14 protein-coding genes, 1 tRNA gene and 1 pseudogene are annotated in these 15,743 nt (G+C 61.9%); 9 read left to right on the top strand and 7 right to left on the bottom strand.

Going from position 1 to position 15,743, the window contains the following annotated elements:
- Nucleotides 1-13 precede the first annotated feature (13 nt).
- The gene (locus EP380_RS07135; protein WP_127598202.1) at nt 14-883 is read left to right on the top strand and encodes an endonuclease/exonuclease/phosphatase family protein; all 870 of its coding nucleotides are present in this window, start codon (nt 14-16) and stop codon (nt 881-883) included.
- Nucleotides 884-940: 57 nt separating this feature from the next.
- Here the strand turns inward: EP380_RS07135 and EP380_RS07130 are convergent, their stop codons facing one another.
- The 3 genes from EP380_RS07130 to EP380_RS07120 all read right to left on the bottom strand — a co-directional run bounded on the left by EP380_RS07130 (nt 941) and on the right by EP380_RS07120 (nt 2,652).
- The gene (locus EP380_RS07130; RefSeq protein ID WP_106570476.1) at nt 941-1,528 is read right to left on the bottom strand and encodes a GNAT family N-acetyltransferase; all 588 of its coding nucleotides are present in this window, start codon (nt 1,526-1,528) and stop codon (nt 941-943) included.
- A 117-nt stretch (nt 1,529-1,645) separates the two neighbouring features.
- Complete coding sequence (rpmA, locus tag EP380_RS07125; RefSeq protein ID WP_106570012.1) at nt 1,646-1,915, bottom strand: 50S ribosomal protein L27; 270 nt, start codon at nt 1,913-1,915, stop codon at nt 1,646-1,648.
- 74 nt (nt 1,916-1,989) lie between these two features.
- A complete protein-coding gene (locus EP380_RS07120; RefSeq protein ID WP_127597692.1) occupies nt 1,990-2,652 on the bottom strand; it encodes a 50S ribosomal protein L21 in 663 nt (220 codons plus the stop codon).
- A 249-nt stretch (nt 2,653-2,901) separates the two neighbouring features.
- On the opposite strand from EP380_RS07120, the gene EP380_RS07115 reads away from it, so the two are divergent.
- Nucleotides 2,902-2,991: transfer RNA gene (locus tag EP380_RS07115), tRNA-Ser, on the top strand.
- 43 nt (nt 2,992-3,034) lie between these two features.
- On the opposite strand, the pseudogene EP380_RS23980 reads toward EP380_RS07115, so the two are convergent.
- From EP380_RS23980 to gabT, 3 genes and pseudogenes are all read right to left on the bottom strand, one after another.
- Nucleotides 3,035-3,215 (bottom strand): annotated as a pseudogene (locus EP380_RS23980) (IS481 family transposase); the annotation flags it as partial.
- A gap of 54 nt (nt 3,216-3,269) precedes the next feature.
- Nucleotides 3,270-5,663 carry a transketolase-like TK C-terminal-containing protein gene (locus EP380_RS07105; RefSeq protein ID WP_127597690.1) on the bottom strand — a complete coding sequence of 798 codons (2,394 nt, stop codon included), beginning with the start codon at nt 5,661-5,663 and terminating at the stop codon, nt 3,270-3,272.
- Nucleotides 5,664-5,726: 63 nt separating this feature from the next.
- Nucleotides 5,727-7,019, bottom strand: a complete 1,293-nt coding sequence (gene gabT / locus EP380_RS07100; protein WP_127598200.1) for a 4-aminobutyrate--2-oxoglutarate transaminase — start codon at nt 7,017-7,019, stop codon at nt 5,727-5,729.
- Nucleotides 7,020-7,928: 909 nt separating this feature from the next.
- Here gabT and EP380_RS07095 point away from each other — a divergent pair.
- From EP380_RS07095 to EP380_RS07065, 7 genes are all read left to right on the top strand, one after another.
- The gene (locus EP380_RS07095) at nt 7,929-8,795 is read left to right on the top strand and encodes a branched-chain amino acid ABC transporter permease (protein ID WP_127597688.1); all 867 of its coding nucleotides are present in this window, start codon (nt 7,929-7,931) and stop codon (nt 8,793-8,795) included.
- Between the two features lie 65 nt (nt 8,796-8,860).
- A complete protein-coding gene (locus EP380_RS07090) occupies nt 8,861-9,730 on the top strand; it encodes a branched-chain amino acid ABC transporter permease (RefSeq protein ID WP_164749794.1) in 870 nt (289 codons plus the stop codon).
- A 73-nt stretch (nt 9,731-9,803) separates the two neighbouring features.
- Nucleotides 9,804-11,018, top strand: a complete 1,215-nt coding sequence (locus tag EP380_RS07085) for an ABC transporter substrate-binding protein (RefSeq protein ID WP_164749793.1) — start codon at nt 9,804-9,806, stop codon at nt 11,016-11,018.
- A 4-nt stretch (nt 11,019-11,022) separates the two neighbouring features.
- Complete coding sequence (locus EP380_RS07080) at nt 11,023-11,748, top strand: ABC transporter ATP-binding protein (RefSeq protein WP_238719772.1); 726 nt, start codon at nt 11,023-11,025, stop codon at nt 11,746-11,748.
- Nucleotides 11,726-12,460 (top strand): ABC transporter ATP-binding protein, encoded by a 735-nt coding sequence (locus EP380_RS07075; protein WP_164749792.1) that lies wholly within the window; start codon nt 11,726-11,728, stop codon nt 12,458-12,460. Before EP380_RS07080 ends, EP380_RS07075 begins: the two co-directional genes overlap by 23 nt.
- On the top strand, nt 12,457-13,371 hold the full coding sequence (locus tag EP380_RS07070; RefSeq protein WP_164749791.1) for an NAD(P)-dependent oxidoreductase: 915 nt from the start codon (nt 12,457-12,459) through the stop codon (nt 13,369-13,371). The genes EP380_RS07075 and EP380_RS07070 overlap by 4 nt, the downstream gene beginning before the upstream one ends.
- Nucleotides 13,372-13,398: 27 nt before the next feature.
- Nucleotides 13,399-14,433 (top strand): 2-hydroxyacid dehydrogenase, encoded by a 1,035-nt coding sequence (locus EP380_RS07065; protein ID WP_127597678.1) that lies wholly within the window; start codon nt 13,399-13,401, stop codon nt 14,431-14,433.
- 131 nt (nt 14,434-14,564) lie between these two features.
- Here EP380_RS07065 and EP380_RS07060 read toward each other — a convergent pair whose 3' ends face one another.
- Complete coding sequence (locus tag EP380_RS07060; RefSeq protein ID WP_238719771.1) at nt 14,565-15,644, bottom strand: helix-turn-helix domain-containing protein; 1,080 nt, start codon at nt 15,642-15,644, stop codon at nt 14,565-14,567.
- Between the last annotated feature and the right edge of the window lie 99 nt (nt 15,645-15,743).

The following is a 15,743-nucleotide window of genomic DNA, read 5'->3' as shown; positions in this document are numbered from 1 at the left end:
CGGGCTCGAGACCATGAAATGCGTCACCTATAATATCCAGTACGGGATCGGCCTCGACGGTCGTTACGACCTGGCCCGCATCGCGGATGCCGTGCGCGGGGCCGATCTGATCGCGCTGCAGGAAGTCTCGCGCAATAATCCCGACAATGCCGGCCGCGACATGGTGGCCGAACTGGGCGAACTACTGCCCGATTATTTTTCCGTCTTCGGCGCGCCCTACCAGGCCGATATGGGCTCGGCCGTGGAAAGCGGGCGCGCGGTCACCCGCATGTTCGAGTTCGGCAATATGGTTCTGTCGAAAAAGCCGATCCTGTCGTCGCGCAATCTTTTGTTGCCGCGTCAGCGTACTTTCGATCGGCTCAACCTGCAGCGCGGCGCGCTGGAGGCGATGGTCGAAACGCCGTTCGGGCCGGTGCGCTTCTATTCGGTCCATCTCGATCATACCAGCCCGGCCGAACGCATCGACCAGATCGGCTATCTGGTCGACAAGGCCCTGGCCTATGGCATCGAGGGCGGCGCGCTGACCGGCACGTCCGAACGCGGTTTTCCCGAGCCGCCGCATCCCGAGGCCTTCGCGCTGATGGGCGATTTCAACCTCGTGCCCGGCTCGCCCGAATATATCGCCATGACCGGCCATCCCGACGTCGAGTTCGGGGTGACGCGGCGCAGCCGGCTGCCGGTCGACGCCGCGGTGTTGGCCGATCCCGACCACGCGGCGCGCGTGACCTGGCTCGATCCGAAACGGATCGACGACGCGAATGCGCAACGCTGCCTCGACTATTGTTTCGTCTATGCCGGGCTGGCGGCCAGGGTGAAGCGTTGCTGGGTCGACACCCAGGCGCTCGGCTCCGACCACCGCCCGGTCTGGATGGAGCTGGGTTGAGGGGCGACGCCGCCCGTCCAGGCGACGGGCGACGGGGCGGCGGTCGGAGCGGACGTCTCAGCTCTGCGCCCAGGTGCGCAGGCTTACCCAGGTCCTGCGGTCGAGCCGGTAACGCTCCACCGGCACCTGTCCGGCGGTAAGCGAGTTCAACATGCCCTGGCCGGCATACTGAAACCCGCATTTGTGGATCACGCGGCGCGAGCCGTCGTTGATGACGCGGCAGGAGGCGTGCAGCGTGTCGATCGCGGTCGCGCGGAAGGCGAGGTCCACCAGCGCGTGCGCGGCCTCGGTGGCGTAGCCGCGCCCCCAATAGGGCTCGCCGATCCAGTAGCCGACCTCCAGGCCGCGCGGCGTGACGTTCAAGCCCGCGCAGCCGATGAAGGCGCCGTTTTCGGAGTTGGTGATGGCGTAGGTGCAGCCGGGACCGCGATCGTCGGCCGTGGCGATGAAGGCCATCGCCTCCAGCTCGCCATAAGGGTGCGGCATGCGTCCGAGCATCTCGGCGATGCGGCGATTGTCGGCCAGCTCGATCAGCTCCGGCAGGTCGTCGCGGTGCGGCGGCCGCAGCACCAGCCGGCCGGTGACCAGCACCGGGCAATCAATCCGCAGACTTTCGTCCTCGACGTCTTCCTTTTCGGCAACCATGTCCTGTCCTCCGGCAATGAAAAAGGGGAGATGGCGCCCCATCTCCCCTGATCCTATCGCTGGAGTGTCCAGACACCGGTTCCCGAGAGGGGCGCCGGTATCGTGAAGCGGATCCGGCTATTCCGCGGCTTCCATAATCGGATTGACCGATACGTAGGTGCGGCCATTGGCTTTCTTGCGGAAAGACACCGCACCGGCCTCGAGCGCAAAAAGAGTATGGTCCTTGCCCATGCCCACACGCTCGCCCGGGTGCCATTTGGTGCCGCGCTGACGCACGATGATGTTGCCGGCGAGAACCTTCTCGCCGCCGAACTTCTTCACGCCAAGGCGCTTGGATTCCGAATCGCGACCGTTGCGCGACGAACCGCCAGCTTTCTTGTGTGCCATTTTCTGCTCCTTCGCGCCGCAGGGGCGCCTTCAACCTTTATGGGCGCGTTCGCGCCGCTTTTCAAACCTTCGGCTCAGCCCTTGGCCAGTTCCTTGGCCTGGTCGCGCCAGTCCTTGATCTGGTCGGCGCTGAACGGCATCGCCTCGTCGATGCGCGCCACGTCCTTGTCGGACAGCGCGGCGATCTGCGCGAAGGTGGTGATGCCCTGCTCGTTCAACTGACCGGCCGCGACCGGGCCGATGCCCTTGATCGTGGTCAGATCGTCCTTGTCGCCCGCCGGGGCGGTGAAAAGCGGAGCGGCTGCGGCGTCGGCCTTGGCGTCCGTCTTTTTCGGCGCCGCCTCTTTCTTGGCGGCGGGCTTGTCGTCGGCCTTCTTCGGCGCGGCGTCCTTCTTGGCGGCCGGCTTCTTCGACGGCTTGGCGCCTGCGGTCAGGATCTCGGAGATGCGCACCGTGGTCAGAAGCTGCCGGTGGCCGCGCGTGCGGCGCGAATTCTGGCGACGGCGCTTCTTGAAGGCGATCACCTTCTTGCCGCGGCCCTGCTCGACCACTTCGGCCGCCACCGAGGCGCCGTCGATGAAGGGCGCGCCGAGCGTCACGTCCTCGCCCTCGCCGACGACGAGCACGTGCGGAAATTCGATGATGTCGCCGGCTTCGCCCGCGACCTTTTCGACCTGCAGAAGGTCGTCCGCGGCAACGCGGTACTGCTTGCCGCCGGTTTTGATGACTGCGAACATTTCTTGCCTTTCGCTGTTCGGACCGGCTCGTTGAGCGGAGATGTGCCGCCCGGCCGTCTTCTTTTCAGTCTGTTTCGGGTTCAAATGACAAACGGCGCGGAGGGTTTCCACGCCGGAAGCCTCGCGTCGTTAGCCGAACGGGTGCGTCAAGTCAAGCAAGGGCGGCGTTTTTCGGCGCGACGGGCCTTGTTTCGGCGCGCGACCTTCGCTATCTGTGCGCCGCGCCGGCAACGGCTGACCATGACCCGCGGAGAGGTGGCAGAGTGGTCGAATGCACCGCACTCGAAATGCGGCATACTCGCAAGGGTATCGGGGGTTCGAATCCCCCCCTCTCCGCCATTATCTGACTGTACGACCCGGAGACATGGGTAACAGAATGTCCCTAAGACATGGGTGACAAACTCGAGCCGAACGGGTTGTCGATGGGTCTGCAGGGTCCTCTGTTCCAGGTCGATATATCCCGGACCGCGATGCCTGAAGCGGATCTTCCAGATACCGTCGTCGAGCTCGTTGATGCCGAACCTGTGACCGGCGTGCCCGGCCGAGACGTTGCCTGTCCTGCGACGCAGATTCGAGCCTGCAGTCGGCTTGTACCCGTCCGCGGGCAGCGCGCTGTCTTACACGGCCCGCAAATGCCGCAGCGGGCGTCCAGCAACGACGGCCTGGGCCGCGCGCATGATGCCGCCGGCGTCAATGCCGAAATGCTTGTACAGATCGGCGATCGTGCCCGTCTGGCCGAAATGCTCGACGCCTAGAGAGCGGGTGCGATGGCCGTGGATGGAGCCGAGCCATGCCAGCGTCGCAGGGTGGCCGTCGATCACCGTGACGATGCCGCAATGGGAAGGGACTGTGGCCAGCAGGTGCTCCACATGGCTTCTGGCGTGGCTCAACCCCGCTTCGCGGGCGCGTTGTGCCGCTGTCCAGCCGGCGTTCAGACGGTCGGCGGAGGTGATCGCCAGCAGACCGATGTCGCGGCGGTCCTCGCTCATCATGCCAACGGCCTCGATCGCCTCCGGTGCGACCGCGCCGGTATAGGCGACGATCACCTGTGCGTTGGGACCCGGCTTGCGCATCCAGTAGGCCCCGTTGATCATGTCGCGGGCGAGTTCGTCGTCGATTTCCCGGCGGGGCTGTTCGATGGAGCGCGTCGACAAACGCAGATAGACCGATCCGCCGGTCAGGTCGCGCAGCCAGTTCGTTTCGTCGGGAGGGGCCATTTCCGAGCGCTGAATATATTCAAACGACCAACGCAGGATTGTGGCAAGCTCATCGACGAAGGCTGGCTCGAAGCTGGCCAGACCGTCCTGGGCCAAGCCGATCAGCGGCGTGGCGATCGACTGGTGGGCGCCGCCTTCCGGGGCGAGCGTCACGCCGGAGGGAGTGGCGGCCAGAATGAAGCGTGCGTCCTGGTAGCAGGCGTAGTTCAACGCATCGAGGCCGCGCTCGATGAATGGGTCGTAGAGCGTGCCAACCGGTAGCAACCGCTCGCCGAAGATGGAGTGCGACAGGCCGAGCGCGGACAGCATGATGAAGAGGTTCATTTCGGCGATACCGAGCTCGATGTGCTGGCCGCGCGGCGAGAATGTCCAGTTGAAGGTCGAGGGGATTTGCTCCGTCTTGAACGTATCGGCCAGCTCTTCACGGGCGAAGAGTCCGCGGCGGTTCACCCACGCGCCGAGATTGGTGGAAACGGTGACGTCGGGCGATGTCGTCACGACCCGATCGGAGAACGGACCGTCGCCCTTCGAGATCCCGTGCATCAGGATGCCGAAACCTTGCTGCGTCGACATCGACGGTTGCAGCGCAATCTCCAGCCTATCGGGAACCGCAATCACGGGTGCAGGATGGTTTCGTCTGCCGTCACGGGCGAACGGGACGGCGGCGATAAAATCCTTCAAAGCCGTCTCGGGGAGGTCGAGCCCTTCGAACGGTTCCCATTCGCGACCGGCACGAATGCACATTTTATCACGCAGGACTTCGGTCTGGGCCGGCGTCATAAGCCCTGCATGGTTGTCCTTGTGCCCAGCCAGGGGCAGCCCGAAGCCCTTGATCGTATAGGCGATAAAGCAGGTTGGCCGGTCGTGTCGGCGCGCCTGCTCAAAAGCTTCGAGCAGGGACGGCAGGTCGTGGCCGCCGAGATTGCTCATCAGATCGGCAAGTTCCGCGTCGCTGCGTTTCTCGATCAGGCGCGAGACCGGGCCCTGATCGCCGAGTTCGTCGAGCAGGCGTTTGCGCCACGCCTCGCCGCCCTGGAAGACGAGCGCCGAGTAGAGCTGGTTTGGACAGGCGTCGATCCATTCGCGCAGCTTGTCGCCGCCCGGTTCAGCGAAGGCGGCCTGTTGAAGCATTCCGTGCTTCAGGATGACGACATCCCAGCCGAAATTGCGGAAGATCGATTCGAAACGTGCCCAAAGTCCCTCGCGCACGACCGCGTCCAGGCTCTGACGGTTGTAGTCGACCACCCACCAGGTGTTCCGCAAACCGTGCTTCCATCCTTCAAGCAGAGCCTCAAAAATGTTGCCTTCGTCCATCTCCGCGTCGCCGACGAGCGCGACCATCTTGCCCTCGGCCTTCCCGGCGCCGAACGCGTGCGCGGCGATATAATCCTGGGCAAGGGAGGAAAAGAGCGTCTGTGCGACGCCCAGCCCAACCGAGCCTGTGGAGAAATCGACATCGTCGATGTCCTTGGTGCGCGAGGGGTAGGACTGCGCACCTCCATAGCCGCGAAAGTTCTTCAGTTTCTCAAGCGTCTGATTGCCAAGCAGATATTGAATGGCATGAAAGACAGGGCTCGCATGGGGCTTCACCGCGACCCGGTCCTGCGGCCGCAGCGCCGCGAAGTAGAGCGCGGTCATGATCGTCGACAGCGATGCCGACGATGCCTGATGCCCGCCGACTTTCAGACTGTCGTCATCGTCGCGAAGGTGGTTGGCGTTGTGTATGGTCCAGGTCGCGAGCCAGCGGACCTTGCGCTCCAGCGCGGACAACAATTCGAGTGCGGACTTGTCCATCGTTGAAACATCCTGGTGTGCTGTGGTTGGCGGCTGTCGGAGCGAAAGGGTGATCGAGCCGGCCTATCCGATCGCTGAACAGGCGGTTTCTACGGATCGTTCGAGCAGGTCCAGCCCTTCCTCCAAGGTGGCATCGTCGATTGTCAGCGGTGGCAGCAACCTGATGACGTTTTGCCGCGTTCCGCAAGACAGAAGAATCAAGCCGTGCTGTTCGGCGGCGGCAACGATGTCCGAGGTCAGTTGTACGTCTGCCTGCCTCGAAGCACGATTCGTGACGAGTTCAAAAGCGACCATCGCCCCCAACCCTCGAACATCGCCGATCCGCTCCATGCCCTGTCGAGCGGCAAGATTCTTCAACCGTTTCTTAAGAGTTGACCCGATGACGGTGGCGCGATCGCACAGGCGCTCATCCTCGATCACGTCGAGAACGGCGTTGGCCGCGGCCACGGCCAGGGGATTGCCGGCATAGGTTCCGCCGAGGCCGCCCGTGTGGGCGGCGGACATGATCTCGGTCTTGCCGACCACGGCCGACAAGGGGAACCCTCCTGCAAGGCCCTTCGCCATGGTGACGATGTCGGCTGCGATGCCGGCATGCTCGATACCGAACATGCGTCCGGTCCGTGCCATGCCGCTTTGTACCTCGTCGGCAATGAGCACGATGCCGTGTCGGTCAGCGAGTGCGCGCAGCGCTTTCAGAAAATCGGGCGGTGCGACGTTGAAGCCACCTTCGCCCTGAACGGGCTCGACAATGATCGCGGCTATCCGCTCCGGGTCCACGTCAGCGGCGAACAATGCATCGAGGGCGCGCAAGGCGCCCTCGACAGACACGCCCAGATAGTCATTGGGAAACGGCGCATGGAAGATCTCGGCCGGAAAGGGGCCGAAATTCTTCTTGTAGGGAGCGACTTTACCGGTGAGGGCCATGCCCAGAAGCGTTCGGCCGTGAAATGCGCCGCCGAAGGCCACAATGCCCGAGCGTTTCGTGTAGGCGCGGGCAATCTTGACGGCATTTTCCACCGCTTCCGCCCCAGTCGTGACCAGCATGGTTCGATTGTCGGATCCGGTCGGCGCGACGGCGTTCAGCCGCTCGGCCAGGCCGATATAACTCTCATAGGGCGCAACGTGAAAGCAGGTGTGGGTAAACCGGGACGCCTGTTCGCCCACCGCCTGCATAATTCTTGGATGACGATGACCGGTGTTGTTGACCGCGATCCCGGCAGCGAAGTCGATGTAGCGCTTGCCATCGACATCCCAGAGCTCCGCGTTTTCGGCTCGATCGGCGAAAATGGCGCGCGAGCCTACGCCCGGCGCAACGGCGGCTTGCTGCCTTGTTCTGAGAAGGTCAGCTGCAGACATCGTCATCTCTCTCCGATTCTTGTTGGACGCGAGCGCCAACATTTGGATGTTGGGAAGTTTGGCGGTGCACGGCGCCGTCCGGCGTCGTAGGTGTGAGCCCGTTGGCGATGGTGTCGCTACACACACGGCTTCGCCAGGCGTGTTTCAAACCTGGCCATTCCACGAACCGGGATGCGTTTAGCTGCCGTTCGGGCAGACTTGCTGCGAGCCTTTCACCGATGGCGAGCGCGCGGGCCAGCATTGGTCAGATCACCTTACGCGAACGTCCCAATGGAAGACCGGAGGCTCGGGCGGCGTGTTGCCGGGCCGGTAGTGGTTTTCGGCGCCACAGGGATGTCGACTGTCCCGGGAAAGGCCCAGCCGCAAGCGTTTCAAGAGGGCTAGGGCGCTCTCCACGAACAGGTTGGCGGTGATGAATCCGTCTCGTTCGGTAGGGGCAAGCGATTTATGCATAGGGCGGTCCTCCCAGACCCGGCGATTGGGGCGTTGAGCCTCTATCATCTTTAACTAGTGTGACCTTGATCGCGCTGCATCAATGATGACCATTGTCATTTCCTGCCGTGCCTCGCGGTACGGCACGGCGCGATGTCGCCGGACAACGAGCCGTTCCCGTCCGCATCAAACGCACAAGGGTGAAGACGGATTGAACAAGCGGCATCGACAACCTCCAGGCAACCCGAAGGCAGGCTTCAGGTGACAGAAGTCACAATTGTGGCGGCCAATATCGTGCCCTAGCGTACCCAAAGATCGATCCGTACCCAGTTCGAGGCCTTCCTTGACCGAGCGAACGTTCATACCACGACCCCGAAAGCAGGCGCCGCGCTGCGCTGCCACTGCCGTGTCGCGGTCGCGGCGGTGCGGGGCTTTTGCTTCAGCGGTGCAAAACCTTCCCGCCCAAGGGAGGCGAGCTTGATCGATTGGCAAACGCTTAGCTTCCAGATCGTCAACGGTGTCGTTTGGGCCATGTTCCTTGGACTGATCGCATTGGGGCTCAACGCGATCTTCGGCCTGCTCGGGCTGTTGAACATGGCCCATGGAGCCGTCTACGCCGTGGGCGCCGTGATTGCCTGGTACACCGTGAGCGAGCTTGGGAATTTCTGGTTTGCGCTCGTGATTGCACCGCTGTTCGCAGCAGCAATCAGCGTGCCCGTGTACCGGTTCATATTACGCCCGACGATCGGCAAGGACATGATGGTGGGGCTGGTAGCCACCTCCGGTCTGCTCTTTATCATCAGCGATCTGTTGCTCGCTACATTCGGCGGCTCGCCGCGCCTCGTGCCGCCACCGGTGTCGGGGGCGGTCGGCATAATGGGGTTCTACTATCCGACCTACCGCCTGGTCGCGGCGGCAATGGCGATCGCCGTACTGGCGACTTTTTGGGCCTTCCTCCGGCTGACCGCGATCGGACTTTGGATTCGATGCGTGGCTCAGTCCCCGACGCTGGCGATGGCTTCGGGAGTGCCGGTCGAGAAGGTGTACCTGGTCATCGTCGTCTTGAGCGCAGCTCTGGCGGCTCTGGCCGGCGTCTTGATCGCCCCGATGACGATGGTCAGCCACCAGATGGGGCTGGCCGTGCTCGGCCCCGCATTCATCGTCGTCGTCGTGGGTGGCCTTGGCAACTTGGCAGGCGCCGTCGCGGCAGCTGTGATGATGGGCGTCGCCCGTGGCGTGTTGTCGGTCTTTCTGCCGCCTACCTACGCCGAAGTCGGAGCGATCGTGATGTTCCTTCCCCTGCTTCTTCTGCGGCCAAACGGCATTTTCGGGGGACGGGCATGAGAGATCGTGCAGGGATCCTGATATCGCTCGCCATCCTGCTTGCACTTTGTGTCGCCGCACCGGTCGTGGGCGAGTTCTGGAGCGGTGTCTTTGCCCGCTGCGTCACCTGGATGTTCCTCGCCATCAGCTTTACGCTTGCCTATTCCTACGCCAACATACCGAGCGTGGCCCAGGCCACCGTATTCGGCGCCGGCGCCTACGCGGCGATCTGGCTGGCACCGACGCTGCAGGGCAACGTGACCCTGATGTTGTTGGCAGGCACCGTCGCGGGCGGCCTCGTTGCGGCGGTCTTCGGCCTGCTGTTGTTGCGGATGTCGCATTCGGGCGCGGCGATCGGCGCGATCATCTTCGCGGTCACGGGCTCGATCCTGGGTAACGCAGCGGTAAGTGTCACCGGCGGCGCAGACGGTCTGCCGCTGCCGGCGCTCAACTTCCACCTTCTCGGCGTGGTGGTCGCCGCCGGCCCCAACAACACCATGCTCGTGTTGAGCACGGCCTTGCTCGCCATTCTGCTGATCGGCTTCTGGTATGTTTCGGGAACCAGCACCTGGCGGATTGTCCGCGCCGTGCAGCAGAATCCGGTTCGTGCCCAGGTGCTCGGATACAACGCGGCGCTTTTTCGCGTCGTCGTCTTCACGGTCGCAGGATGCGTCGCGGGGCTTGGCGGTGCGCTTTATGCGCTGATCTCGCGCCATGTCGCCATCGACGTCGTCAGCCTTTCCATGTCTCTAAAATCGATACTCTGGGCGGCGGTGGGCGGGGTGACGTCGGTCTATGGCGGTCCGATAGGCGTCCTTCTCGTCCAACTGGCGTCCGAAATCCTTGCGCGCTGGACAGTGCGTGTCGACCTGATCATCGGCGTCATGCTCGTCCTTATCGCTCTCTGGCTTCCGCAGGGAATTATGGGGCTGCTCAAGCGTCCGGATCGACATTGAAACATAACAACTAAAACAAGGGGAAAGCAGAATGACCACAAAAATAACCAGGCGCGGACTGCTTGCCACGTCAGTGGCCGCCTCGGCCTCGGCCGCGTTGCCTAGAATCGTCGGAACATCGTTTGCTGCAGGGACGTCGGGCGACCCGATCGTGATCGGCCATCAATGCGAATTGACGGGCTGGGATGCCGCGACCGGCTTCTGGCGCAACAAGGTTGCGACGGGGCTGTGCGATTGGCTCAACGCCAATGGCGGCATTGCCGGCCGGCCGATCAAGTTGGTTACCGTCGACACCAAGTCCGATGTCGACGTCGGCGTCAACCAGTTGCGCAAGCTGCTTTTGGAAGACGAAGTCGACTTCGTCATCGGTTCGGAGATCTCCTCGATTGCGATCGCCAGCAACAAGATCGCGAACGAGAACAAGAGACTGTATCTGACGATGAGCTCGTCGGAGGCGACGACTTCCAAGGACAACGCGGTTCCCTACCAGTTTCGCCTGACGACCAATTCGGCGGCCACGGCTGCCGGGGCGGCGCAGAAATATGTCGAATCCGTCGGCCCGCGCTGGGTGACGTTTTTCGCCGACATCAAATGGGGACAGTCAGAACGGGACTGGTGGGCTAAGGGCGTCGCGGCGTCCGGCGGCGAAGTCGACAATGCAATCGCGCTGCCGGTCGATGCGCCGGATCTACTGCCTTTCGTCATGCAGATCGACAGGAGCGCCCACGGTATCTTCATTCCGGTCTTGAACGCACTACAGGCCATCCAGTTGCTGCGCAACTCGGGCTACGATCAGAAGATCGTCCTGGCGGGCCAGAGCTTCTCCTTGTTCGACTACAGGGAACTCGGCGAGTTCGGAGATGGTGTCTTCGGGATCGAAACCGCGCCGGTCTCACTTGCCGACATGAACTCGCCCGAAATGGCCGACATCTATCAGGCCCTCGGCATAGACGGAAACGGCGTCGACGCCGACAGCGGCAAGGTAGTGGGAAGCTCGATGCTGCTTGGCATCGCGCAAAGTCTCGGGTTTCTGAAGGCCAATGTCGAGCAGAGCGGGTGGAAAACCAAGCAGGACACCGCCGCGCTGATCAAGCACGCCGAATCAGTTCCCTCCTATCCGAAGGGTCCACTTTTTCCCTTGGGTGACGTCACGATGCGGGCGCAGGATCATCAGGCGTTCATGGACATATATCTCCTGCAGATGCAGGCGGGCTCGTTGGTGAAGTACGGTGTCGCGCCTAAAGACATCACGATCTACGACGCCGATGTCGACCTGACTCAGGGTTGAGAACTTGCAGGCGAAGCAGAACCAGGCTTTCAGAGTGGAAGGGGTCAGCAAGATGTTTGGCGCCTTCCAGGCTCTGAACGATGTTTCGCTGGGCGTGAGCCACGGGGAAATCTTGGCGATCATCGGACCGAACGGTGCCGGTAAAACGACATTCGTCAACATTGTCAGCGGGGTCTTCGGTCCGAGCAAGGGTCGGGTTCTTCTGGAGGGAAGCGACATCACCGCCTTTTCTCCACAGCGGCGAACCCGCCTCGGCTTGTCGCGTACGTTTCAGATCACCAGCCTGTTCGGCGACATGACGGTCGCCGAACATATGCAATTGGCGGTCAGGGGCGGCGACCCGCACGGCGACGAGCGTGCCGAACTGCTCGAGCAGATGGGGCTGGCGGGGAGTGTGGCGCGTCCGGTCGATACGCTTTCGCACGGCGATCAGCGAATCCTTGAAATGGCGATGGCCCTGGCAACCAAGCCGAAGGTACTGCTGCTCGACGAACCGACGGCAGGGATGAGCGTCGCTGAAACCGACACTATGATCCAACTGATATGCGATCGTCTGCGCGGCAAAGTCGGTGTCATCGTCATCGAACACGACATGAACGTCGTCACGCAAACGAGCGACAGGGTCACGGTGCTCGCTGCAGGCGCCGTCGCCGCTTCCGGGTCACCGGAAGAGGTTCTTCGCGACCCTCTCGTTAAGGAATTGTATCTTGGAAGCGCTGCAGGTCACTAACCTTAGAGCGTATTACGGCAAGGCTCAGGTGCTGCAAGGTCTGGACCTTCGTGCCGGGGCTGGCGCCATAACTGCCATATTGGGGCGCAATGGCGCGGGAAAGACCACATTCCTGAAATCGCTGATGCGTTTGGGGCCGAAGATCGACGGCGAAATTTCCGTTCTGGGAAGGTCGACATCCGGCCTGTCGGCGGATGCGATCGCGCGGCTCGGCGTTGCCTACATGCCGCAGGATGTCAGAGTTTTCGCGCGCCTGTCGGTTCGCGAAAACATCCAGGTAGCGGCCAGAACCGTGTCGAACCCTCGGCCGCTGAGCGAAATATTGGAGGTGCTGCCGGAGATCGGACCGAAGTTGGATCAACCGGCCGGCACCCTGAGCGGCGGACAACAGCAATTGGTTGGCATCGCGCGCAGCCTGTCGATGCGCTGCCGGCTGCTCTTGATGGACGAGCCCACGGAAGGCCTCATGCCGAGGTTGGTCACCCAGGTCGGCTCGATCCTGCAGCGGCTGGCGGACGAGGGGGTGGCGGTCGTCATCGTCGAGCAGAATGTCGGGCTGATTCTCGAGATCGCTCACGCCATTCATATCGTCGAAAAGGGCATCATCAAATGGCGCGGGACGGCAGACGACGTCGTTTCAGCAAAAATCATCGATCGATACATGGGCGTCAACGTTCTGGACGAGCCCGAAGAAGAGGCAGGTACATCATGAAAGTCGCATTCCTTGGCGCGGGCCTGATGGGCGAACCGATGGCGGGACACCTTCTGCGCGCCGGGCACGAGGTGTTTGTCGTTGCTCACCGCAATCGTGAGCCGATACAACGTTTGGTCGCGCAGGGCGCGATGGAGGTCGAATCCGTGGCTGCGGCTGCCGCCGCTAGCGATCTCGCTCTCATGATCCTGCCCACGTCGCGTGAGGTTGAGAAAGTACTCTTTGGCGAGAACGGCATCGCGGCCGGCATGGGCCCGAACTATCTCTCTGTCGATATGGGGACCTGCTACCCGGCCGACACTAGGCGTCTGGCCGAACGCTTCGCGCGCTCGGGAGGACGCCTGATCGACGCGCCGGTTACCGGTGGCGTCGAAGGTGCCCGTGACGCGACTTTGTCGATCATGGGAGGTGGTGACGTCGAGGCATTCGAAAAGATTCGGCCACTCCTTTCGACATTCTCCAGCAATCTTTATCATTTTGGAGATATAGGCGCCGGCCACGCTGCAAAGCTGGTTCAGAACATGATCGGCTTCATCGAAGTTGCTGCGGTAGCCGAAGGGCTTGCGCTTGCAAAGGCTTTGAAGCTGGATGCTTCGACCTTCTTCCACATGCTCACCAATTCCCACTCCAACAGCCCCATCATCCAGTGGATGGTGCCCAAGGTCTTTGCGGGGAAATTCGAGGCCGAAGCGCGGTTGGATATTGCCTACAAGGACATGAGCCAGGCGGTGAAACTGGGCCGCGAAATGACCAGTCTTCCTCTCAACATAGCCAATGCCGCGACGGAGGTCTTTCAGCTCAGTCGTTCCTTTGGCTTTGGGGACCAGGACAGTACGGCCGTGGTTCGCGGGCTGGAGAAGTTGCTGGGTGAAGAAATCCGCGTGAGCTCTAGCGAAAACCCGAGCGTGTGATCGCAGAAGCGCACAGGTGCTGATTCAATGACCGATCTTGAACGCAACGAGCCAATGGCGCGCGTGAGGATGCTCGACGAGGCGCTTGTGTCATCGGGAATGGAGGCGTTTCCTGTGCTTCTGACGGAAGAGCTTCCGCCTGAAGCCGTTCGGGCGTTCCACAACATGTTTCCGAATCTCAGTATTCTGCCGCCGCATCACCAGACCGTCGATGGCGTGATCGAGGCGGCTCAGAACGCCCGGGTCGTCGTCGCCACGGTGAAATACCGCCTGGACAGCAAGTTCTTTCAATCTCTTCCGGGCAGCGTACAACTCGTAGCGCTCTATTCCGCCGGCCACGACCATGTTGATCTCAATGCTGCGCGGGAGCGCGGCGTGGCGGTTGTCAAGCCCGGTAACGTGTTGGCTGATTCCGTTGCAGACCTGACAATCGCGCTCTTGCTGGCGACCATGCGCCGTTTGCTCGACGGCGTTGATCTTGTGCGCAGCGGCGGCTGGACGGGCTGGTCTCCCACCTTGCTTCTCGGCCGCGAACTGCGCGGCCAGGTTCTGGGCATCTATGGAATGGGAAATATCGGCCGCGAGATCTCGGCGCGCGCGCAGGCGTTCGGCATGAACGTCGCCTACAAGAATCGCTCCCCGCTTCCGCGCGATATTGAGGGTGGTGCCAGGTTCGTCGCGGACGACGAGGAATTTCTCGGCGGATGCGACGTGCTGGTCCTGTCGGCCGCGTGCACGCCGGCAACGCGCAACTACCTGAACGCCGAACGCCTCTCCTGGCTCAAGCCGGGAGCTGTGGTATTGAACGTCTCACGCGGGGATCTGATCGACGACGATGCGCTTGTCGCGGCGCTGCAGTCGGGCGATGTCGCGGGGGCGGGGCTTGATGTCTTCAACAATGAGCCCGCATTGGATGAGCGCTATCTGACGCTACCAAGCGTGGTCGCCCTGCCTCACATAGGCAGTGCTACGCTGGAGGCGCGTACAGCGATGGCGGACTCACTTGTTGACGGGATCGAAAGAATTCTTCTTGGCCAAACGGTCGCTCAGCAACTGGCCTGACCGACCCTTGCAGCTAGAGCGATAGCGACTGCTTGCGAAACCGACTCAACTTTGGCTGCACTCGCTTGTGGACACAAGCTTTTCTGATCGAATGTTTTCGATTGCCGGTATTCCACTTTCGCGACCATTTCCTAGCCGCAAGGCGAACTCTCCAGGGAAAGCAGGGTGGAAAGAAACAGGTGAAAGAGCTCCCTTTCGCTCGTGATATCCAGCTTGTAGTATAGCCGCCATCGATGGTTCTTGACGGTGCCGACCGAAACGCCGAGCTGCTTGGCGATGGCCGCGTTCGGTAGTCCGACAAACGATAACCGAACGATCTCGGCTTCGCGCGGTGTCAGGTCCTGCTGGTTGCAAAATGTATCCAGGACGGCTTCGCCCGAGATGGGCAGTGGTCCGGGTGACCTCCGTTCCACCACGATGAGCTGGCCACCGGGTGCCAGCGAAAAATCGTCGGGTAACTGATCCCAATGTACCACTTGCTGGCTATCCAACTGGAAAAACGCCGGGCCTGTGGTGGCGATCTGCTCTTTGATCTGCGGGAGAACCGCGGTCACGTTGGGATTCTGGGACCAAGCCTCGTTGGCGTAGGCGATCTCGCCGCGCCGGTCGAGCACCAAGAGAGGATTATTGAAACTTTCGTCGATCGCTTCGCGATTGACCGTTCTGGCCTCGATGAACAGGCGATCCATGTGAAGTTTGTGCAGAGCGTCCAGGGTTGGAAGCAGGGCATTGGCGATTTCGAAGTCGCGCGGTTCAAAGCGGACTCGGTGTCGTTCACAGCAAAATGCGATCGTGACGCCGCCATACGCTGGCAGAATCAGCGCGAGCTCGTCGAAAATCGACATCTTGACCAGCTCGGCCAGATAGATTTCATCGGTTTCCGTGGTGAGCGCGCGCAAACTGACGACGGTCGGCTCACTGTTCGTGCGCGCCAGCTTGTGCAGCGGGTCGACGCGATAGAGACCGGCCAGATAATAGGCCACACCTTCCTCGGTCAAGGCATGGTTGACGATGAAAGCCGGCCTGTCGAAGGCCGAATAGCGCATGACTAGCCGCTTGCCGCAGCGCAGGACATTGCTCAGCAGAAGCGACGCCTTGTTGTAGAAACTGTCCGTTCCCACCGCGGCAATCACGTGCGCAAGTTCGGTAAGAAAATCCGGTTTATCCGTGAGCTTGCTCGGCCGCGGCGGGCTTTCTGTCTGGCTTTTCATTATCGGCTGGTTTCCTGAATTCACCCAGGCGGTTTTGCCCTTGGAATGCCGCTTGAGCAACACAAGCGGACAAACGCAGCGTTTGTGCGCATGACAGTT

The organism is Nitratireductor alexandrii (genome assembly GCF_004000215.1).
In the GTDB taxonomy this organism is placed as follows: domain Bacteria; phylum Pseudomonadota; class Alphaproteobacteria; order Rhizobiales; family Rhizobiaceae; genus Mangrovimarina; species Mangrovimarina alexandrii.
Note: the sequence above shows the minus strand (reverse complement) of the source record. Positions and strands in the feature narration are given on the sequence as shown.